This window comes from Shewanella sp. SR44-4 (assembly GCF_014163715.1).
Lineage (GTDB): Bacteria > Pseudomonadota > Gammaproteobacteria > Enterobacterales > Shewanellaceae > Shewanella.
The window spans coordinates 1-20,923 of record NZ_JACJDU010000045.1 but is presented as its reverse complement, the minus strand read 5'-3'; the positions used below and the strand labels follow the sequence as shown (position 1 = coordinate 20,923).

Below are 20,923 nucleotides of genomic sequence, written 5' to 3'. Positions count from 1 at the left end.
TAAAATAGCTGTCCTAAAAATAGCTGTCCTAAAAATAGCTGTCCTAAAATTGATGTCTTAAATGATTGCAACTTAACTTGGGTTTATGTTTGCTGCAAGCCTGTGATTGTTGATATAATAGCGGGCTAAAAAATTTATCTATTTACAGACTTTTTTATCTCGCAATCACTGCCACATCGCCTGCAGGAATAACTATGATTAACCACTTTAGCGTACTGGGCGTCAGAGCCAATGCCAAAGAAGATGACATAAAAAAAGCCTATAAACGTTTATCGAATAAGTACCATCCTGACAAATTACTTGGGGCGTCTGATGATGAAAAGCAACAAGCATCTGTCCAGCTCCAACGAGTCAAAAAAGCTTACGAAGTGTTGTCAGATAAAAAGCAGAGAAATGCTTTTATCAATGATTTTAACAACGTAATTGTTACCGATCCCACAGCCGCTATGCGCGAGTTGTGGGACGAATATTATTCCTGAGTATCCCATGGCTAAACATCTTAATATCTCACGCATTAATGAGCTAAAAAATAATGCCAATGACAATATAGAATCTTACAACGACCCTGATACGCCAAATGCACTGGCAAAGTTTACCAGCCAAATCAGAGAGATATTGTTGGCCGATCCTGGGATGCTAGATTCAGTCCCTGAATATTTACCTGTTGCACTTTATGAAAGAGTTAAGTTCTCGCCTGAGTCAAAGCGCCAATGGGCACATTGGATTAGCTTGAATATTCACCCAAGCTGGGATGAATTTAAAACGACGATTGCGTTTAACAACGCCGATCTACCTCTGGCGCTTGCGGTACGCAAATATAACGAAGATTTGCTCATTGAAAGTTGTGCCGTGGTGTATTTGTTAGAGACTCAGGGAGATACAGCGCCCAAGCCTGAGGAAGATGATTCAGATGGTCTTCACGAGCATGAACGTGATGAAAACGATGATGACGACACGGACTATGATAGCGATGAAGAAGGTTATTATGACCAATATGACGAGGATATCGAATGAACAGTCTCATTGAAATAACCGCAGCTGAAATACAAGAGCTGGCTAATGTTGAGCCTAAACAGGCCAGCAAGAGATTTGAATTGATTGCATCGTCGATGTCAGATGATCAGTTGGTTGAAGTTATCGAGAAAATGGATATCGTTACGTTGACACAAATTAACAGTCAGCATGATATTTCGTGTCCATCGATTATGTCTGAGTTAATGACCCCAGAACAGATCCGCGACATTGTCTGCCAGCAGCCACTTTATTGGGAAGAAAAAATCAAGAGTAATGCAGAAGAGTTAATGCAGCATACTTTTGATTTTATGACTTATCTGATTCGAATCCAAGACAATGAAGAGAAACAAACTGCTATTTTAGAGTGTTTGGCTGAAGATCCTGCTGCGCTGTTTTATCTATCGATTCCGTTTATCGAGCTTATTTTAGGCGGTACCAGCAGTGATGACGATGAGATCAACGACACTTTTGATGATGAAGCGGATGAAGAAACCGTGGGTTACTCCGATTGGCAAGCCGACGAAGAGGCACACAGTCTTAGCATCGATGACCCGCGCAGTTTATTAGCATTGATCCGCGATCGAGCGCCTAATGTTGAAAAGGCGATTAAGAACATGCTGCGTAACACCGGCTCTGATTGGCAGTTAATTATTAGCCAGTTTGCCAGTGAGTTAGTGATACAGGCGAAAGAAAAGAACCAAGTCACCGACGAGTATGCTGAAGTTGATGACATGTTTAGCTTTCTTGATTAAGGGTTCTGCAAATGCAATTGGTATTACGTGACGAAAATCAGGGTCCCTATCTGAGTCGGGTGTTGGCTTATGGCCGAACCGAAGAATTGCTCAATAATGAGCAATTGGGACAGATCAAAGCGAAAGCCATTTTGATGAGCCTTAAGTTCGCTGATAAGTTTTATAACAAGTATAAAATGCATTTGCTTGAAGAAGCTGCGCAAGATGTTATCGGCATTGTTAGCATTGGCTTAATGGCATTATCGGACCAAAGTCAGGCTAATGCTATACGGTTGCTACTGACTGATGACGGCGTAGTTAAGTCGTTCCAGAAGGGCTGGGGAATGCTAACTAAAGTTAGCCAACACAGGCTTCATGGTAAATCTGTTTATGGTGACGTGGATAAAGTATTGCTTGATCAAGTCTCGAGTCCACCTGATTGTGACGAATGGCAAGGCTGGGCTTACTACCAAGAAGCATTAGCTGAGCATAATCGCCAGCAATCTATTAATGCCTTATTGGCACAGTTCTACATTGTCGGCACTTTTGATCCAATGGATTATATCAATCTAGAAAGTACTCTGGCAGAAGCCGTGTTATATCGGATATTTTTTGACGGTAAAAAAGTCCGTCAAGATCTTAAACGCCGCATGGCTCGTATAGAACTTAAAGATGAATGGTTTAACCTCGAATTTATCGAGCTACAAACTAAGGTGGCTTTGGCCGAGTTACCTAACGAGCTTGCTGATGCAATTCGTTTAGATTTAGGTAAACATTTTAACGCAGCATTGTTGCGGACCCTGCATTTCTCTCGAAGTTATCAAGAGTTGGCCATTCAAAATGCCTCTCCTGAACGATTGGAGCGCCTGGAATACAAAGAAGGCTTAATTGGTCTACTTGGTTGGCCAATCTATATCGACATGTAGTTTAGCTTTAGGAAGCTTGCGAGTGAGCAAGCTTTCTTCATTCACTGATTATGTCTGCCATTATTTACTTCCCTATTGCGCAGCACCATAAAATCTCTCGTTACCGTGATGTTGTACATTATATTTATACTCTGCTTTGAGTTAACAACGTTTTAATCCTATCTAATACCTATTTAAAATTACTTTTTTCAACTCAATCATTTCATATTGCATTTGTTACAAATACTGTTACCTCCCTATTCAACACTGACTTAATGGTTAACTTATTCATATAGCACAACATATGTGAGTTGCATCTTCTGCTATCCGATCGATACAGAGGTGTGGATAGTGTGGAGCCAATGGTATTAATGTCCACTGATGAAACGACTCGGTTATGGATTATCAAATGATTTTTGATAATGTTTAGCTTTTGTGGTGGTTCATTGGCAGTCATAATCCCAGTAATATAAGGCTTTGCTGATAAAGATCGCTAAAGTCGGCTATATTCTAAAAGGGCGTGGTATGAATATTCGCTTTGATCATTTGTCACTAAGTGCTAGAAATCCGCAAAAAATGAGCGATTTTCTGGTGGCGTTATTAGATTTAACCGTTGGTACTCGACCTAATCTTGAGTTTTCTGGTTATTTTTTATTTACCGGTGATAAAGATGTGATACATATTTTTGCTAACCAGCAGCCAGATGTGAGCAATCAACTGTCGCAAAATGAGCAACCGCAAAATATTGTTCATCATGTGAGTTTTTTCAGTGATGACTATCAAGATGTATTGGCAAGAATTGCCAAACTGGGCCTGCGTTATTCTATGAGTGAAGTGCCGGGAACGTCGGTTAAACAAATTTTTGTTCGCGGCCCCGAAGGGCTCATTATTGAAATCCAAGCCTTGCCGAACGGCTAGTGCGGTTTGTAGTTGTGTATAGTATTGGTTTTGTGTCATATTTATCATTAAGTTATGTTGTTAGTACGTCATTGTAGAGAGTGATGATCTACAGTGAAAATCGATAGCGGTTGTTGATAAACATTGTCGATAGTGATTGTCGATAGTGAAAATTGCTAGCATCTTGATAGGGTTAATTGTACATCTGCATTTTCTGTTAGTTGTTAACGCGTTAATCGTTCTTTGGGCCGAGTCTGCTGCCTATTCCATCTTTGTTTAATTGTTCTTAGGATCCAATATGCTGAGTAGCTTACGTGCTTATCGTTCGTCCATTATTTTACTGAGTGCCTTACTGCTGGGCGGATTGTTTGGTGGGTTATTTCCTGAATGGGCTATCAAGCTTAAGCCTATTGGACAAATATTTCTCAATCTACTGTTTATGATCATCGTACCTTTGGTTGCTGTGAGTGTGATGTCATCTATTGCTCACATGACCGATTTAAAGAAATTAGGCGCGATACTGGTGTCTATTATGGCTGTGTCGATTGTCATGGCGATTATTCCGTCAGTGGGCGTGGTGTTGTTGGCATTAGCATATGATCCCGCGCAAGGGGTGACATTAGACTTAGCCAATACCGTTGATTCTGCCTCGGGTAGCATGGACTTTGTCAGCTTACTCACAACTAACGATTTTGTCGGACTACTCTCTAAATCAAACATATTAGCATTGATTATTATGTCGGTGATTGGCGGTGTGGCCATTGGTCAATCCGGTGAAGATGGCCAGAAAGTGGGGCGCATGCTCGACAGTTTAAATACCGTGATCATGAAAGTGATTTCGATATTAATGTATGTGGCTCCAATTGGGCTAGGTGCTTATTTTGCCGCGACTATGGCTAGTCAAGATACTGAATTAATGGGGACATTTGCTCGAGCTGTGGGGCTGTTTTTTGTGGCGATGGCTATTTACCTAACGTTAGGTTCGACGTTATATGCGTGGATTGGCGGTGGTGCACAAGGTGTGAAACGTTTTTGGCAACATATGCTTGAACCTGCTGTGACGGCATTAGGCACTAGCTCGTCGTTAGCGACGTTACCTGTGACTATTCGCAGTGCGGCTAAAATGGGCCTAAATGAGCAAATTGCCGAGATTAGCTTACCGTTACTAGTGAATCTCAATAAAGGCGGTGCAGCGGCTATTACCGCACTAAAAATCGTGTTTATTTATTCGTTATTAGGTCTCGATTTTACGACCGATGTATTTATGCTGACGATTTTGATTTCGGTATTATCGGCATTTATCATTGGCGGAGTACCGGGCGGAGCATTTTTAGGTGAAATCTTTATTGTGACCACCTTAGGTTTACCGATGGAAGTGATCCCTATTTTAGTGGTCATAGGGGCCATTACCGATGCGGCTTCAACGGTGGTTAATGTGGTACATGATTTAACCGCAACGCAAATTATTGAGCGCATTAATGGTAAGCATTATATTGTGGCTGCGCCAGCGAGTCGCTTACAAGAGTAAGATTCAATATTCTGTTAATTGTTAATTATTCTTTATCCTACTAAGCCGCTGCTACACAGTTTCGCCCGCCAGATTTTGCTGAATATAAGGCTTTGTCTGCGCGGTCAAGCAAGCTGTGAGCCGTGTCTTCTACTCTATACTGGGCGACACCTAAGCTAATTGTCAGTTCCATTGCTTGAATATTTTGCATGGCAATATACAGCCTTAACCTTTCGGTTAACTCAACAGCATCAGCCAATGTCGTGTTGGGTAAAACCACCACAAATTCTTCGCCGCCCCAGCGTGCTAATAAATCGTCGCTACGCATTTGGTTTTGTAATAATTGCGCGAGTTGGCATAGCACTTTGTCTCCGAATAAATGGCCGTGATTATCATTAATTTGTTTAAAATGATCGATGTCGATAATTGCTACCGAAATAGGGTATTGAGTGGCAGCTTGTTTACTGAGTAAATCTTGAGTGATTTGATGGTTTTTCAGCGGATGCTCATCCGCATAAGGTTGGTAAATAATCGGTGCTTCGTCTGTTAGTTTTGTCGCGTTAGCGCTTTCTGTTGCCATGGGCGCATTGGCTGCTGGTGTGGTCAGTAGAGTATCAAGCGCAAAATCGAGTTTTTCACGGTTATACAGTCCGGTGAGTTTATCTGTTTCAGCCATTTTTTGGATTTCTAAATTACGCAGTGCCAGTTTTTGATAAGCTGAAAAACGGGTTTTCTCGTAAAATCTAAACAGTAAAATTTGTGCAATACACACTTCAATAACGTTAAATAATGAACCGGTGCTAAAGGCCACTGGCTGAGGGTCTTGCGTTTGCAGGTAAACAATAAAAGCACACACACTAAAGCAGATGCATGAAATAAATGTGCCCCATGTTCGACCGATAAGAAAAAATGAAAAAGGCGGAATAAGCGTCGCCCAAAACAGTGAATGAGAATACCCTTTGGCTGATATCACAAATAGCATAATTAAACTGGCTACCATGAGAGTGACAGCCCATGCGGTTATCTTTACATGACCCGTGCGACGAAAACGACAGTAAATACCCAATGAGATAACTAAGCCTGAACCGTCGAGCAAGGCATATTGATAACCTTCAAAATAGAATAGGTTGATCAGGGTAAGAATGAGAAAGTAACTCGTGGTAATGAGTGACGAATGTTCGATTAAGCGAATGCGCCAATAATCAGGGTGATCAGGCGGATACTGAGGGAATTGTTTGTACCAAAATTTAATCATAAGCAACTTCCGAGGTGACATTCAGTGAACGTTAATCTTTGTATCTTGATAACCGTATCATTCAATCCTTGATAAGTGATAACTAAGCATAGGTAAAATTTAAAAAATAACCGTCTATTTAGGCGGTTATTTTAAGATATTGGTATGAAAGGACGATTAAAGTTTATGGTTTTGTTTCAATTAGCTTAAGAATGTCAAAACAGGCGCCCATGGTGTGAAAATCAGTTTTGCCGCTCGGACTTTTTAAGTGTCTATCTTTTGGTTGTCTTGAGTTCACATGCTAAACCCAGCACCGTATCGATGAGTGACCATGTGTTGCCACGTGCCGTGCCCAATTTGGTCAAATGGGTATTTAACTGTGGCTTTTAAAATGTGGTTTTCTAACGTTGGTTATTTAACTGAAAGTACCTAGCAAAGAGTATTTGACTGGAAGCATTGAGCTAGCAGTATTGAATGAGACGTTTTGCGCTATAAGTATTGCGCTATAAGTATTGCGCTATAAGTATTGAGGTAAGAGTACCAAAGTCGCTTGTTGTGAATAATCAGCTTCATAATTGATTGTTATTATTTGCACTCAAGTTGTCATTACAAGCACTGATATGCTGCCCTGCAAGCAGTTTTAACTTGTACGCCAAACTTGAAGCATATAGTTTGGCAACGTATCATGCGCTTTTTATTGCGATGAGCCCTTCTATCATGCGCCACTTAACCACTCGTTATCATTCCGACACTCCAGCAGATTTTATTGCTGCGAATCACCAAACAATGCTAACGCGGCTTGCTGCTCGCGCCATTGTCATGCGTAATAATCAAATATTAATGCTTTACACCCAACGTTATCATGACTATTCATTGCCTGGTGGTGGCGTTGATGCTGGCGAGGAGATAGAGCAAGGGCTTATCCGTGAGTTACAAGAAGAAACTGGCGCCCAACAAATTCGCAATATTAATCCATTTGGCTTATATGAAGAATATCGTCCTTGGCAACGAGATGGTTATACGTCGGTTAATATGCTGTCTTATTGTTTCACTTGTGATATTGACAGCCAGCTGGGGGAAACCCAATTTGAAGCTCACGAAATTAATAACGGCATGATACCAGTATGGATTGATATCGATGAGGCTATTAGGCATAACCTTGACACTATCGCCAACAGCAGCAAAAAAGGCTTATCGATTGAACGAGAAACCTTTCTACTGAAATTGATTAAACAAGAGTTACTGCGCTAAGCTTAAGCCATTGTGGCTTAGCAAAGCGCTATATGGCTATCACATAGCCAAGCGGATGGTATTAACCGTCAGCTCAGGTTCATAGCCCCGTTAGCCTATAGACAGTTCTTTTGCTCTTGTCGCTGCACACGCCATTGCGCTGGCAACTAGCTCGTCAAGATCACCATCCTGAAATGCCAATATTGCCTGTTCCGTTGTGCCTTTAGGTGAGGTCACCTGGTGACGTAGACTCGCCAAGTTATGCTGACTATTCATCGCCATTGATATGGCTCCCATAGCACTCTGCAACACAGCTTTAGTGGCTGTTTCTTGCGGCAGCCCTTGTTCAATGGCAGCTTTCTCCATGGCTTCTAAAAATAAGAATAAATACGCCGGCGAGCTGCCTGCTGCAGCCACGATGGTCGACATTTGGCTTTCTTCTTTTAGCCATACTGTTTCACCCACAGCACGCATGAGTCTTTCTGCTAGCGCAATGTCATTAGCGTGAGTGTCTGGTCCCGCATATAAACCCGTTAACCCTTCACCAATGGCGGTAGGCAAGTTTGGCATGGCGCAAATGACTTTGGGTGAGAAATGTAGTTTTTGGCGGAGTGTGGCATGTTTGACTCCCGCGGCAATCGAGATAACGAGTTTTCGGTTATCGTACTGCATAACTTCACTCAACTGCTCACACACTACAGGTACTACAAAAGGCTTAACGGCAACAATGATGACATCAGCAAACGCAACTGCGGCGGTATTGTCTTGATGTACTTTAACATTGAACTTATCGATTAAGTCGTGTCGAGTAGTTTGGCTGGGGGTGCACACTAGAATATTGGCACTGTTATGACCTTGTTTAAGTAGGCCGCTGATTATGGCTCTTGCCATGTTGCCACCACCAATAAAGGCGATACAGGTATTGGGGTCTAATGATTCATGTTGAGAGATGACAACCTCCGAAAATGTCGCTAAAAAGAAAAGGCCACGCTTTCGCTTGGCCTTTGAATTGTGGAGCCTATTTGATTATGCGCGAACTTGACCTACACCGCTGACTAAGTATTTCTCAGTGGTAAGTGACTCAAGGCCCATAGGTCCGTAGGCATGCAATTTACTGGTGGCAATACCAATTTCAGCACCTAGACCGAGCTCGCTACCATCAGAAAAACGTGACGATGCATTAACCATCACTACCGAGGCATCCACGGTGCGTTGAAAACGCGTAGCCGTTAATTCATTTTGGGTACAAATCACTTCAGTATGATGGCTACCAAAGCGGCGAATATGATTAATAGCATGATCAAAATCAGTGACTTGGCGAATGGCAATTTCTAAATCTAAATATTCTTGGCCGAAATCATCATCGCTAATAACGTTGGCATGCTCAAAGTATTGTTGGGCATTTTTGCTGACATTTATACGTACTTTATGTGCAGCAAGTTGGGCTGCCACTTTAGGTAAAAAGGCTGCCGCTACGTCTTGATGTACCAGTAATCCCTCTAGAGCATTACATACTCCAGTACGTTGGGTTTTACCATTGAGCAATAAAGACATCGCAATATCAAGATCGGCATCTTTATCAACATACAAATGACAAACACCTTTAAAGTGTTGAATAACAGGTATTTTACTGTTATCTGTAACAAAATTGATTAAGCCTTCGCCACCGCGTGGAATAATGACATCAATAAAGTCACGTTGCTGCATAAGCTCTAGTAATAAAGCGCGATCTGGATCGGGTATTACGGTGATCAGTGCTGGTGGTAATTGATATGCTTGCAATACATTTTGTAAAATAGAAGCAATGATTTTGCTTGAATGTATTGCTTCTTTACCGCCACGCAATATCACTGCATTACCTGATTTAAAGCACAATGCACCTGCATCAGCGGTAACATTAGGGCGTGCTTCATAAATCATACAAACAACGCCTAAAGGTACGCGCATTTTTTGAATGTTTAGACCATTTGGTCGCTCACATATTTCACGTACCATGCCGACAGGATCGGGTAATGATGCAACGGTTTCAATGCCCGCAGCCATAGATTCAATACGTTCAGGTGTCAGTGTCAATCGATCTATCATTGCCGCGCCTAAATCCGCTTTTTCGGCATGGTTAAGATCCAATAAATTCGCTTTAATAATATCGTCGCTGTGTGCTCTAAGTGCACGGGCCATATCAAGTAAAATAGTGTTTTTAACTTTTTCATCTAATAGGGCTAGAGTTTGTGCCGCTGTGGCTGCTGCTTGCGATAAATCTTTAATTAAACTCATAGTTGCTCCAAAATGGCGATGTTTTTGTCAGAGATCAGTGGGCCCGTTTTTTGCTGGGCATTGTTGGCAAATTCACGATCTTCTTGGTCTGCAATAAAATGTAATAAACAACTACTGTAGTTTGATTTGGCTTTTGCCAATTTAGTGCCATCGCCTTTGCGCACTAAAACAGTATCGCCGACGGAAAAGTTGCCTCTTACGGCCACTACATCGTCAGTGGTTAGTTGGGTATCATGCTCTTCAAGGTCAGCGCTAAAGTCATTTTCGACAATTAACTCACCCTGAACTTGTGAGGTATGCATCATCCAATGCAAGTGTTCTTGCATCGGTACATCATACGGGGTGAATAAAGTGCCTGGATTTTGGCCCTTTAAAAGTTGATTGAATGTGTCCGCGTCAAAACCATCGACAATCATGGTTTCAATTCCGTGTGAAATTGCTTTCTCAGCGGCTTCAATCTTGGTTAACATGCCGCCAGTACCTACGCTGCTCGTAGCACCGCCAGCCATAGCATAAATCTCAGCATTGATTTCACTGACTTGCTTAATTAGCGTGGCATCTTCATGTAAATTAGGGTTTTTAGTATAAAGCCCTTTTACGTCAGAGCAGATAATTAACGCATCTGCATCCGCTGCTGCGGCAACCATAGCTGATAAATTGTCATTATCCCCAACACGTAACTTGGCTGCGGTAACAGCATCGTTTTCGTTGATAATGGGAAGTAAGCCATTGTCTAACAGGGTAAAAATAGTATTTTTAATACTGATATAACGGTCACGGTCGCGTAAATCACCATGGGTAAGTAATAGCTGCGCCGATGGGAAATCGAACAATTTATCCCAGGTGGCCATCATATCGGCCTGGCCTGCAGCTGCCATGGCTTTTTTAAGCGAAATACTTGGCTCTGCCGTATCTGGGAATCTATGTTTACCCGCGGCGACTGACCCTGAAGATACCAATACAACTTGGCATCCTTGAGCGCGACAGGTAGCGATAAACTGTGCAATACCTAATAAATAATGGCTGCTACAACCTTGTTGATGAGGCGCAATTAATGCGCTTCCCACTTTAACGACAATCCGTTTCCAATGTGAAGTTGACATAGTTTTGTTCTCCATTACTGTTGCTCGGTTAAAACACGATTCGCTTCATGGAAGGTATCAACTGTTTTATTACAAGGATCCGAGTCAAGAGCGCTGGTAATCCAAATCACTACACTACTAACAATAAAGCCGGGGATCATTTCGTACATTACGGTGGTTAACGCTTTTCCATCTGCCAGAACTGGCGCGTAAATCCAAAATAATACGGTCACTGCACCCGAAATAATACCCGCAACAGCGGCTTTATGGGTCAGGTTCTTTTTATATAGGCAACACAGTACCAGTGGACCAAAGGCCGCACCAAATCCAGCCCATGCATTGCTGACTATCGATAAGATGCTATTTGAGCGATCGAGCGCCAGCAAGCTGGCGACAATACCGACACCGGCTACACCATAACGTCCCATTCTGACCATTTCTTTCTCAGTTGACTCTTTTTTCGAAATGACTCGATAAATGTCTTCGGTCAATGAACTTGACGACACTAATAACTGTGAAGAAATCGTGCTCATAATAGCGGCTAAAATGGCTGCTAATAGGAAACCACTGATCAGTGGATGGAACAACAATTCAGAAAATACAATAAAGATGGTTTCAGGATCGCTTATTGTCATATCGAATTTATTGGCGTAGGCAATACCCACTAGACCTGTTGCCAGCGCACCAGTAATGGTGACCGTCATCCAACTCATGCCAATTCTTCGTGCCGCTTTGATATCAGAAACCGAGCGAATAGCCATAAAGCGCACAATAATATGTGGCTGACCAAAATAACCTAATCCCCAAGAAAGACTGGAAATTAACCCGAGCATAGTGACATTTTGCATCGCATCAGAAAAATGTGGGATCGACTCATAAGCAAAGCCCATCATTTTATCAGCACTGCTAAACTCTTGATATGCCACAACGGGTACCAGAATCAAGGCAACAAACATGATACAGCCTTGTACAAAGTCAGTCATACTGACGGCTAAAAAGCCACCGAGTAGGGTATAAGACACTACTACACCTAGGGTGATCACGAGCCCGAGTTCATAATTTAAATCAAATGCAGAGACAAATAATTTCCCGCCAGCGACTAATCCTGCCGAAGTATATAAGGTAAAGAAGATCACAATGATCACTGCCGCGATAATCCGCACATTACTGTTAGGTGCGTGGAAGCGTTTAGCAAAAAACTCAGGGATCGTTAGGGAGTCACCCGCGACTTCAGTATAAACCCGTAATTTAGGTGCCACGATCAGATAATTAATCAATGCCCCAGCTAATAGGCCGATCGCAATGTAGATGGTTTCGAAGCCTACTAAGAACATGGCGCCAGGTAAGCCCATTAGCATCCAGCCACTCATATCGGAGGCTCCAGCTGACAGTGCGGTAACTTGCGGGCTGACTTTACGGCCACCCAAAATGTAACCAGATACATCGCTTGTTGATTGTTTATACGCGAACAATCCAATGCCTAGCATTACCAGGAAATATATTGCTAATGAGACATAGGTTAAGTAATGCATGAATTATTTTCCTCCTAACGCTTTGTGATTTTGAATCCCGCTAGGTTTCAACATAACAAAGAGATAGGTACTTAAAAGGGCACATAAACAAAATAATTGTGAAGCCTCTTTCAGCTTTAATTTAGCGGTGTTCAACATAGTGGTAGTGAGATTTTCTTCGTTTGACGTGTCCGTTGACATAATGTCCTCCTGGGTGCGGGCTAATCGGATTATTGTTAATTCGTTTTTCATTCAACAATAAAAAACCACCAAACTAGTTAGTGGTCTAACTATATTAACATCATTTTAGGTAAAATTTCCAATCCAATCTCAGTTACGGCAGTAATAAATGTTTTTTAACAACTATTTAACTTTATATCGATACGCTGTCAGTGGCATGAAATATAACGATGTCACACTGGCTGATTAAGTTGTGAGTACTTTTTAGCTATATGCTGTTTATCTTTTTGATTTTCGACAGCGACTGGCTTAAGTTGCTGTATTTAAAGTTTTATATATTTCAAGTTGAGTGTGAACGTCATCGGTTTCACTGGATATTTGTTTAATGTTGATGCTATAGATTGTTTATTATGCAGTATAAACGTTACAGATATGATGCTATTCGCAAGTGGATTTGGTGCACTTTTTAGCTATTAATAAGGTGTTTTTAAATAAGTGGTTACAGATCGAATGATTTGAATTCAAATGGTTTTGGTTCGAGTCGCTATGTCAAAAGATTTGGTTTTATCGCGTGATATGTGTTGAATGGCCACTGCGTTTTCTGCCATTGCTAAGCTAACTATTTCAAATTACTTATACATAAATTCATAGATGTAGTGGGTTATCTATTGCCGGTTTCAGTAGTAGCAGTGGATTAAGTCGGCATGCTATTCGGTGGCAACATTGCTGTGAGATAGAGCTTTACTAGTTCATGTTAATGTTGTCGCGACCTTGATATTACTGGGTAACTGGGCTTCAAGTAGGATTTAATATAATGTTATTGCATTTAATTAGACGCTCGGTCTAATATAGGGGTATGAATAATTTAAGTGTAGATATAATGACAAGTCCGCATACTAACCCAAGCCCTAAACCTCGTAGAGGCAGACCTCCCAAAGTATCGCGAGATAATCCAGATACTCGGGCAGAGCTTATTCGTAGTGGTCTTGAGCAACTGACAGAGCAAGGTTTTGCCTCATCGGGTATTGAACCCATTTTGAAAAAGGTGGGCGTTCCGAAAGGCTCTTTTTATCATTATTTTGCGAGTAAAGAAGTCTTTGGCCAAGCGGTATTGCAGAACTATGCTGAATACTTCTTACATAAACTTGAAATTCATTTGCTTGATGAAGCTTATTTACCATTAACGCGGATTAGGCACTTCGTTGATGATGCTAAGGCCGGAATGATTCGATACCAATTTAAACGCGGTTGTTTAGTGGGTAATTTGGGTCAAGAAATTGGCGTTTTGCCAGACAGCTTTAGACCGCAAATTATTGCGATTTTTCTGAGTTGGCAAGCTTGTTTAGCTCGTTGCCTCAAAGCTGCGCAATCACTCGGACAAATAGCTGCAACGGCAGATTGTGATGCTCTAGCTGAAAATTTTTGGGTTGGCTGGGAAGGAGCGGTAAGCCGTGCAAAGTTAGTTCAAGATGAACGCCCACTTGATAACTACTATGATCATTTTATGGCAGCGTTAGCAAAATAAAATTTTTTAACCATTAATAGACGATCAGTCTAAATTAGGAGAGCAAAATGTTTAACGGCATGTTGATCGAAAAAGACGACCAAGGTTACCGCACCACAGTAAAAAGTATCGATGAAAGCGTGTTGCCTGAAGGTGATGTGACGGTAAAAGTGCTCTATAGCACGCTTAATTACAAAGATGCGCTCGCGATTACCGGTAAAGCACCTGTAGTGAGAACTTTCCCTATGGTGCCAGGCATTGATCTAGTAGGCATTGTCGAACATAGCGATAATGATAAATTTGCCACAGGTGATACAGTATTATTGAATGGTTTTGGCGTAGGTGAAACCCATTGTGGTGGCTTGGCTACAAAAGCGCGTTTAAAAAGTGAATGGCTTATTCCATTACCAAAGGCATTTTCACCACAACAAGCTATGGCGATTGGCACTGCAGGTTATACCGCAATGTTATGTGTGATGGCTCTTGAGAAAAATGGCGTAACGCCAGACAAAGGTGAGGTGCTAGTTACTGGTGCTAATGGCGGAGTCGGCAGTTTTGCTATCGCTATTTTAGCCAAGTTAGGCTATCACGTCGTCGCCTCGACTGGCCGAATGGATGAAAGTGACTACCTAAGAAAGTTAGGTGCCAAAGACATTATCGATCGAGCAACATTGTCAGAAGCTGGTCGTCCATTGGCTAAAGAGCGTTGGGCTGGTGCTGTTGATTCTGTCGGCAGCCATACCTTAGCCAATGTGTGTGCTAGTACCAAGTATGGCGGAACGGTTGCTGCTTGTGGTTTGGCACAGGGAATGGATTTTCCTGCCAGCGTAGCGCCATTTATTTTACGTTGCGTGACCCTAGCGGGCGTCGACAGTGTAATGCGACCTTTAGCTGACCGTATTGAGGCATGGCAACGTCTAGGCGAAATCTTGGATGTTGGTGTGTTCGATGACATTGTTCATGAAATCAGCTTGACTGAAGCGATTTATGTGGCAAGTGATTTGTTAGCTGGTAAGGTTCGTGGCCGTGTGGTTGTTGATGTAAATCGTTAATGAATTAATTTGGATAGTTTTTAGTTGGATAATGTTGTCGGCCTGTGTAGCAGGTCGATGAATTTGTTAGCTGTTTTATCGCTCCCTCGTTCTTTCATGACAGCAAGCTGTTATGAAAATACTCTACCGCTACAAGTGTTTGTGAATGCCTTAATTCGAAGGTTTAACGCCAATATCAAAGACTCAACATACTATTTTTACATGACGATGTATGAGTTTTTTATTACTCTGCGGCAAGTGGGAACGGTAAGATATAACGGTCAATAAAATGTTGTGTTGGCATAGGTCTGGCAAATAAATAACCTTGTAAGTAATCGCATGACAGTTGTTGAAGTAACTGGTGTTGTCCCTCAGTTTCAACACCCTCGGCTACGACTTTAACTTTCAAATGATGTGCCATGGTGATAATAGCTCGTACCAACGCAATGCTACTTTCATTGGTTTCCATGTGCTGAATAAACGATCGGTCAATTTTTAGAATATCAATATCGAGTCGTTGCAAATAGGCTAATGATGAATACCCGACTCCAAAATCATCAATGGCGATATCAATACCATAATTATTGAGTCGTAGCATTTGCTGTTGAATGGGAGAGTCTGGGTCCATCAAGGTGTTTTCTGTCACTTCGATAATCATGGTATCGCGAGGTAAATTGAATTTATTACACGCTAATATCCATTCATCGACCCACAAACCCTCCTGATCAATTTGCAACGGTGAGGTGTTGACGCTCACTTGCATTTTGTTGCCCGACAATTGATAAAAATGAGCAGCATCTTCAATCGCTTGGTCTCTTACCCAGTTACCAATTTCTTCTATTAAACCATTTTGTTCAGCCACCGGAATAAATTCATTTGGACCAATAAGGCCGCGCTGTGGATGATTCCAACGGATGAGCGCTTCTGCCTTGGTAGCATTAACGCCAGATTGGTCAAAAATGGGTTGGTAAAACAATACAAATTGACCGAGTTTAAGTGCTATGCGAATTTCTTCGATAAGACGACGTTTCTCAATTGCTTGTTCTTCGATAGCATGAGAGAAAAATTCATATCGATTACGCCCTTTGCTTTTAGACAAGTACATGGCTTGATCAGCATGTTTGACTAACGCTTCAACATTTTGACCATCGGCAGGGTAGAAAGTAAGCCCGATGCTACCTGTCACGTTGACTTGCACTTCTTTAATGCTAATACATTGCATCAGGCTATTTTTCACTTTTTCAGCAATGGTCGCAGCGTGTTCTAAGTCACTCACATCTTCAAGAATTAAGGTGAACTCGTCTCCGCCTAGACGCGCAACCGTATCATGATCTCGAACACATCCACGTAAACGTTTAGCCACTTGATGCAGTAACAGATCACCATATTCATGGCCTAAGGAATCGTTGATCTCTTTAAAGCCATCGAGATCGATAAAAATTAACGCAAAAAACATGTCATCTGTATCAATAAGCGACTGCAGTTTTTCATAGAAAAAACGTCGATTGGGTAGCAGGGTTAAGCCATCTTGATAAGCATATTCGTGCAATTGAATATTGGCATTCTCTAGTTCTCTAGTACGCAGTTGTACTTCACTTTCAAGCGAGCTTTCACGCTGTTCAATATTATCTAACATACTATTAAAACAGGTGGTTAACTGACCGATTTCATCTTCAGACTGTACTTGAGCACGCAAGCTGTAATCTTGTGACACGGTGATTTTTTGCGAAATTTTAGCGAGATATAACATTGGACTTAAAAATTTACGACGTAAGAATAATGAGAGAAAAAAACTGGCACAAAGAGATGATAATAGTAATAGCACAATAAATTGGCCGTAAAATGTAATTCTATCAGTGATAATGCTGTCATCTACTGATATGTGTAAATCACCATATTGTTGGTTGTCGAGTGTCAATGGTGTCATCACTTGAGTGATGTCATTAAGGTCGTCATCAATCTGGGTCATAGAAGGGCGCTTTGATAATGCCTGAGCTAAAACAACACCTTCAACATTAGTGACGCTGACAGATAATACATCTGATCTTAACAAGATAGGATTAATCAGTTCTTGAATGGCGTCTTGATCATCAAATAATAAGGCCGCAGTGATATTGGGCGACAACATTTGCGACAAGCTGTGTAGGCTTTCAACTTGTTCTCTTTTAGCGGAAGACAGCTCGAAGGCGCTGAATATTGATGTCACAGTGAGTGTCGAAATGAGGGCAACGCTCATTAAAATGAATTGCAATTTTTTACTGATAGTATTTAGCACGAAAAATTGTTTCATAGCATTAATTATTCACTACTCGACCTAGGCGTAATACTTTTGAACTCATTGTTATCCCGGATAATTTTAATTTTTCGGGTGAGACTTCAAAACGAATTTTACCACCGGATAAAAAGAAACGAATATGCCCACCTTGCTCTATAAAGTTGTCTGTTTCACCAACGATCATGACATCAGCAAGATGTTTATTATCCAATTGTTGCCAAGATTCAAGGGTGTCGGTTGTGATAAACAAGATATTACATTGTTCTAAGTTTGTTTCTGTGAGACTCACTTCGACATTTTCTATTGGTAAATTATTGACTTTACGACCATTGAGGATTGAGCGCGAGACACTAATAAAGCTAGTATCAGGGCTGCACAGTGTAAAAGAGCTGGCTGTATTCGTGTGATGACTCCATTCGCCGTAACGGGCAAAGTTAAATAAAAAACCAGCTTTAAGTGCATATTCTTTTTCGTCAGCAATCGCGCCTTGGCTTATAGTAAGCAAAAGCGTTATAAATGATCCAAACAGAATACGTTTAATAGTTAACATTAAGTCAGTTAGAATTTCGCCGTAATTTTAAAAGTGACACTTTCGTCTATATAATTTGATCGTGTATACGTTTCACTATCATTGCCATACTCAAGATGTGAACCTGCAAACAGGTTTTTACCCATAATGGCGAATGCCCAGTTAGGGTGAAAAGCCCAATTCCAAGTTAAATCGAGTGCGGTATAATTTTCTGTTTGATAGGCATCACTATTTTCAACTCTGAGTGAGGCAAAAATATTATGCTGTTCAAAAAAATGTATATCAGCTTTAGTAAACAGTTGACGACTCGTTGAGTCAAAGCCAATCGCTGGGAACGTGTTGTCTGCTAAGTCGTAATTAAAGGTGTTATAGCTGTAACCTACCTCGGCAGTAAAGTTGTCAGACGGTTGCCATGACAACACCACATCACCACCTTCAGTGGTCAGCCCTGCATTAGAGACTAAGTCAAAATTAATCGATGTTGTCGTCAATGCTTGTACTGCGGCATCAATCTGTCCAGCCTGTAACAATGCAAACACGGGGAGGAACTGATCGATATTCGGATCGATTTGGATCACGGCTACATCATCGGTATCAGTATGATAAACCGATAGGTCAAGTGCCCATGTGGTATCAGATAAACGATAGCCCATTTCATAAGATACAGATTTTTCTGACTTTACGTTGTCATTACCATTGAGGTAAGTGCGGATATAATAACGATCAATCTCGGGTATTCCGGTGGTGATAGGCGATACTTCTTCGACTCGTTGTCCATCGATAAGAAAGTTGTCGTTAAATTCAAGTAAAGAGGGAACCCGAACACTTTTTGATACAGAGGCCCACAAGACTTGATTATTTAGTGGTTTCCATACCAGCCTTGCTAGTGGTTGGTTTTCCCAACCAGTCAAATCGTTATGATCAACTTTGACACCCACAATTAAGTCTAATGTGTCCGCAATCACGTTATATTGAGCCTGCGCTAATCCACCATATTGATGTAGGCTTTCAAAACCTCCATCGCTTTGCACAAAGGTACTGTCTGCAAAAGAAATAGAATTGTAACGGTAGTTTAGCCCCCAATCGAACTGTAAGTCTTGGTGCAGGAAATTCATCTGATAATCAACATCAAAAGATTCAAAATTTTCTTGTAAATGGGTTTGGCTACCACTTTGTTTTAACCAAGATGTTTGCAGCATTTGGTTAGCTTTGGGTGAAATACGATTTTCCAACCTCGCCATGACTCGAACATCGGTACGATCTAAGCTGTCAGTAAATGAGATATTACGGTTGCTTTCATCCACGACGCCGCGAAAATTTTGGCCTAATGTAGATTGAGTCATATCACCTTGAATAAGTCCTGACCATTGATCGTTTGGGGTAAAGTCAAACCGGGTGCCTACAGATTGTTGCTCTGAAAAGTCAGCCGGCTCCATTTCAATCCCTTTGTCAGACTTCTGGCCATCTTTAACGTGGCCATATATTCTGAAACTGCCATTATTACCAATATCGCCACCATAACGAAGATTGGTATCGACATTAAGCTGGCTACCACTGCTGACATCAGCATATAGGCCCCGAGTATCAATGCTGTTTTTAGTAATGATATTAATGACGCCATTAGTGGCATTGCTGCCCCACAGTAACCCACCTTGACCGCGGATAATTTCGATACGTTCTATATCGTATAACGGTACGTTTAGGGTTTCCCAATACACGGCGGCAAATTTAGGGGTATACAAACTTTGACCGTCTACCATAACGAGTAATTTGCTTGAAAATCGCGATGCAACACCACGAGAAGAAATTGCCCATTGATTATTATCAAGTTGTCTAACGGCTAATCCAGGTACCATTTTCAGGGCTTCTGGAACTGAAGTCACGCCTGAACGAGTGATTTGTTCTTTGGTTAATACGTATATAGATGAAGCGGTTTCAAAGGCTGATTGGGTTCTTTTCATCGCCGAAGTCACTTGTACATCCATCGCCATCAGCGAATCTAAATCGAGATTGTTTAAGATTTCTTCTGCTATGACATGAGGCGAAATTAAAATAAATAAGTACAAGCATTTTGGTGATAACTTCAAACCAATGTCCTCGATAATCTTTGATGATGGTCAACTATAATGGAACTATTTTAACACACGCTATTAACTAAATATCAGTGCATCCCTTTCAATATACGGATTAATTTACCTTCTGTTAACGACTAAGTCGTTATTTTTTGGTTCACATCTGTGAGTATCGTCATAAATAAATCAGAAAACGATGTTAACCGCCACACTAGAGGTAATGAGTTTTAGTTAACTCATTACCTCTAGTGTGAAATATGCATAAAGACGATGGGGCATTTTAACGGTAAACTATACACATTATAGAGACAGCTTTTTGAGGTCATGAGATAGCATGGTAGAACTGCAGCAAAATAATCCACTTCACGGTTTAAAATCAGAAACGATGATATCTGAGTTAGTGGCATTTTATGATTGGAAAATTCTCTACGCAGCTTTGCGTTTAGAGTGCTTCAATACCAACCCTAATATGGACGCTTGTGTTAAGTTCCTAAAAAAGACGGAATGGGCGAGAGAGCGTGTTGAAAATTTTTATTTGTACCGTTTCAAGCGTATGCCAAAAGGTAACTCTGCACAATTTGAATTAAAACCCCGTGAACGTGGTTTTGCTGACGGTATTTTACCGCGTAAGCCGCAGCCTTTAACGGTTGAGTTAGTTGCCGAAATGAAAGCCAAAGCAACGGCTGATTATGAACAAATGAAACATAATCAAAGTCGTTCATATGCTTCTTCGTCATCACCTTCATATTCCTCATCGAGTCGTTCAAATGACAGCGATGCAGCGACACAGCGTAGTAATCAAAATAAGCCGCAGCCTACATTTGATCCAAACAATCCGTGGAATAAATAACCACTAGACTGATCTCATGTCAACGGACGGTATAAAAGGGAAAAGCCTAGATGCTATACAGGCGAAAAGCCTAGATGCTATACAGGCGAAAAGCCTA

General features: G+C 41.3%; 18 protein-coding genes. 10 read left to right on the top strand and 8 right to left on the bottom strand.

All coding sequences use genetic code 11. The features are described from left to right. Positions 1-194 precede the first annotated feature (194 nt). From H5125_RS17515 to H5125_RS17490, 6 genes are all read left to right on the top strand, one after another. Complete coding sequence (locus H5125_RS17515; RefSeq protein ID WP_059745623.1) at positions 195-479, top strand: J domain-containing protein; 285 nt, start codon at positions 195-197, stop codon at positions 477-479. Positions 480-486: 7 nt separating this feature from the next. After that, positions 487-1,014 carry a hypothetical protein gene (locus tag H5125_RS17510; RefSeq protein WP_011636233.1) on the top strand — a complete coding sequence of 176 codons (528 nt, stop codon included), beginning with the start codon at positions 487-489 and terminating at the stop codon, positions 1,012-1,014. Beyond that, positions 1,011-1,766: a hypothetical protein gene (locus tag H5125_RS17505; protein ID WP_101085994.1), complete on the top strand. Its 756-nt coding sequence runs from the start codon at positions 1,011-1,013 to the stop codon at positions 1,764-1,766. Before H5125_RS17510 ends, H5125_RS17505 begins: the two co-directional genes overlap by 4 nt. An 11-nt stretch (positions 1,767-1,777) precedes the next feature. After that, positions 1,778-2,671, top strand: a complete 894-nt coding sequence (locus H5125_RS17500; RefSeq protein ID WP_182744878.1) for a hypothetical protein — start codon at positions 1,778-1,780, stop codon at positions 2,669-2,671. A 504-nt stretch (positions 2,672-3,175) separates the two neighbouring features. Beyond that, the gene (locus H5125_RS17495) at positions 3,176-3,568 is read left to right on the top strand and encodes a VOC family protein (RefSeq protein ID WP_182744877.1); all 393 of its coding nucleotides are present in this window, start codon (positions 3,176-3,178) and stop codon (positions 3,566-3,568) included. 277 nt (positions 3,569-3,845) lie between these two features. Further along, positions 3,846-5,075, top strand: a complete 1,230-nt coding sequence (locus H5125_RS17490) for a dicarboxylate/amino acid:cation symporter (protein ID WP_182744876.1) — start codon at positions 3,846-3,848, stop codon at positions 5,073-5,075. Positions 5,076-5,115: 40 nt separating this feature from the next. Here the strand turns inward: H5125_RS17490 and H5125_RS17485 are convergent, their stop codons facing one another. After that, positions 5,116-6,309, bottom strand: a complete 1,194-nt coding sequence (locus H5125_RS17485) for a GGDEF domain-containing protein (protein WP_259395482.1) — start codon at positions 6,307-6,309, stop codon at positions 5,116-5,118. A 696-nt stretch (positions 6,310-7,005) separates the two neighbouring features. Here H5125_RS17485 and H5125_RS17480 point away from each other — a divergent pair. Further along, positions 7,006-7,539 (top strand): NUDIX hydrolase, encoded by a 534-nt coding sequence (locus tag H5125_RS17480; protein ID WP_101085983.1) that lies wholly within the window; start codon positions 7,006-7,008, stop codon positions 7,537-7,539. 90 nt (positions 7,540-7,629) lie between these two features. Here the strand turns inward: H5125_RS17480 and proC are convergent, their stop codons facing one another. From proC to putP, 4 genes are all read right to left on the bottom strand, one after another. After that, positions 7,630-8,469, bottom strand: a complete 840-nt coding sequence (proC, locus tag H5125_RS17475; RefSeq protein ID WP_101085982.1) for a pyrroline-5-carboxylate reductase — start codon at positions 8,467-8,469, stop codon at positions 7,630-7,632. A 75-nt stretch (positions 8,470-8,544) separates the two neighbouring features. After that, a complete protein-coding gene (locus tag H5125_RS17470; RefSeq protein ID WP_101085981.1) occupies positions 8,545-9,792 on the bottom strand; it encodes a glutamate-5-semialdehyde dehydrogenase in 1,248 nt (415 codons plus the stop codon). Next, positions 9,789-10,895, bottom strand: coding sequence for a glutamate 5-kinase (gene proB, locus H5125_RS17465; RefSeq protein WP_101085980.1), 1,107 nt, complete (start codon positions 10,893-10,895; stop codon positions 9,789-9,791). The genes H5125_RS17470 and proB overlap by 4 nt, the downstream gene beginning before the upstream one ends. Positions 10,896-10,909: 14 nt before the next feature. Continuing rightward, on the bottom strand, positions 10,910-12,406 hold the full coding sequence (gene putP / locus H5125_RS17460) for a sodium/proline symporter PutP (RefSeq protein ID WP_101085979.1): 1,497 nt from the start codon (positions 12,404-12,406) through the stop codon (positions 10,910-10,912). A gap of 1,039 nt (positions 12,407-13,445) precedes the next feature. Here putP and H5125_RS17455 point away from each other — a divergent pair. Together H5125_RS17455 and H5125_RS17450 are read left to right on the top strand one after the other, a co-directional pair. Beyond that, positions 13,446-14,090: a TetR/AcrR family transcriptional regulator gene (locus tag H5125_RS17455; protein ID WP_259395481.1), complete on the top strand. Its 645-nt coding sequence runs from the start codon at positions 13,446-13,448 to the stop codon at positions 14,088-14,090. A 47-nt stretch (positions 14,091-14,137) separates the two neighbouring features. Beyond that, a complete protein-coding gene (locus H5125_RS17450) occupies positions 14,138-15,121 on the top strand; it encodes an MDR family oxidoreductase (protein WP_182744873.1) in 984 nt (327 codons plus the stop codon). A gap of 223 nt (positions 15,122-15,344) precedes the next feature. On the opposite strand, the gene H5125_RS17445 is transcribed toward H5125_RS17450, so the two are convergent. From H5125_RS17445 to H5125_RS17435, 3 genes are read right to left on the bottom strand one after another with little or no spacing between them, the layout of a single operon-like run. Then, complete coding sequence (locus tag H5125_RS17445) at positions 15,345-17,390, bottom strand: bifunctional diguanylate cyclase/phosphodiesterase (RefSeq protein ID WP_182744872.1); 2,046 nt, start codon at positions 17,388-17,390, stop codon at positions 15,345-15,347. 4 nt (positions 17,391-17,394) lie between these two features. Beyond that, the gene (locus H5125_RS17440) at positions 17,395-17,925 is read right to left on the bottom strand and encodes a YfiR family protein (protein WP_101085975.1); all 531 of its coding nucleotides are present in this window, start codon (positions 17,923-17,925) and stop codon (positions 17,395-17,397) included. Positions 17,926-17,933: 8 nt separating this feature from the next. Then, entirely contained in the window at positions 17,934-19,991 is a 2,058-nt protein-coding gene (locus H5125_RS17435) for a TonB-dependent siderophore receptor (RefSeq protein ID WP_182744871.1), read from the bottom strand. A 319-nt stretch (positions 19,992-20,310) separates the two neighbouring features. Between H5125_RS17435 and H5125_RS17430 the strand changes: the two genes are divergently transcribed. Continuing rightward, entirely contained in the window at positions 20,311-20,826 is a 516-nt protein-coding gene (locus H5125_RS17430) for a VF530 family protein (protein WP_011636249.1), read from the top strand. Positions 20,827-20,923: the final 97 nt, after the last annotated feature.

Excerpts from the sequence above, each read along its gene's own strand:
- H5125_RS17515 (WP_059745623.1), top strand. The coding sequence starts at position 195 with ATGATTAACCACTTTAGCGTACTGGGCGTCAGAGCCAATGCCAAAGAA.
- H5125_RS17510 (WP_011636233.1), top strand. The coding sequence starts at position 487 with ATGGCTAAACATCTTAATATCTCACGCATTAATGAGCTAAAAAATAAT.
- H5125_RS17505 (WP_101085994.1), top strand. The coding sequence starts at position 1,011 with ATGAACAGTCTCATTGAAATAACCGCAGCTGAAATACAAGAGCTGGCT.
- H5125_RS17500 (WP_182744878.1), top strand. The coding sequence starts at position 1,778 with ATGCAATTGGTATTACGTGACGAAAATCAGGGTCCCTATCTGAGTCGG.
- H5125_RS17495 (WP_182744877.1), top strand. The coding sequence starts at position 3,176 with ATGAATATTCGCTTTGATCATTTGTCACTAAGTGCTAGAAATCCGCAA.
- H5125_RS17490 (WP_182744876.1), top strand. The coding sequence starts at position 3,846 with ATGCTGAGTAGCTTACGTGCTTATCGTTCGTCCATTATTTTACTGAGT.
- H5125_RS17485 (WP_259395482.1), bottom strand. The coding sequence starts at position 6,309 with ATGATTAAATTTTGGTACAAACAATTCCCTCAGTATCCGCCTGATCAC.
- H5125_RS17480 (WP_101085983.1), top strand. The coding sequence starts at position 7,006 with ATGCGCCACTTAACCACTCGTTATCATTCCGACACTCCAGCAGATTTT.
- H5125_RS17470 (WP_101085981.1), bottom strand. The coding sequence starts at position 9,792 with ATGAGTTTAATTAAAGATTTATCGCAAGCAGCAGCCACAGCGGCACAA.
- proB (WP_101085980.1), bottom strand. The coding sequence starts at position 10,895 with ATGTCAACTTCACATTGGAAACGGATTGTCGTTAAAGTGGGAAGCGCA.
- putP (WP_101085979.1), bottom strand. The coding sequence starts at position 12,406 with ATGCATTACTTAACCTATGTCTCATTAGCAATATATTTCCTGGTAATG.
- H5125_RS17455 (WP_259395481.1), top strand. The coding sequence starts at position 13,446 with ATGACAAGTCCGCATACTAACCCAAGCCCTAAACCTCGTAGAGGCAGA.
- H5125_RS17450 (WP_182744873.1), top strand. The coding sequence starts at position 14,138 with ATGTTTAACGGCATGTTGATCGAAAAAGACGACCAAGGTTACCGCACC.
- H5125_RS17445 (WP_182744872.1), bottom strand. The coding sequence starts at position 17,390 with ATGAAACAATTTTTCGTGCTAAATACTATCAGTAAAAAATTGCAATTC.
- H5125_RS17440 (WP_101085975.1), bottom strand. The coding sequence starts at position 17,925 with ATGTTAACTATTAAACGTATTCTGTTTGGATCATTTATAACGCTTTTG.
- H5125_RS17430 (WP_011636249.1), top strand. The coding sequence starts at position 20,311 with ATGGTAGAACTGCAGCAAAATAATCCACTTCACGGTTTAAAATCAGAA.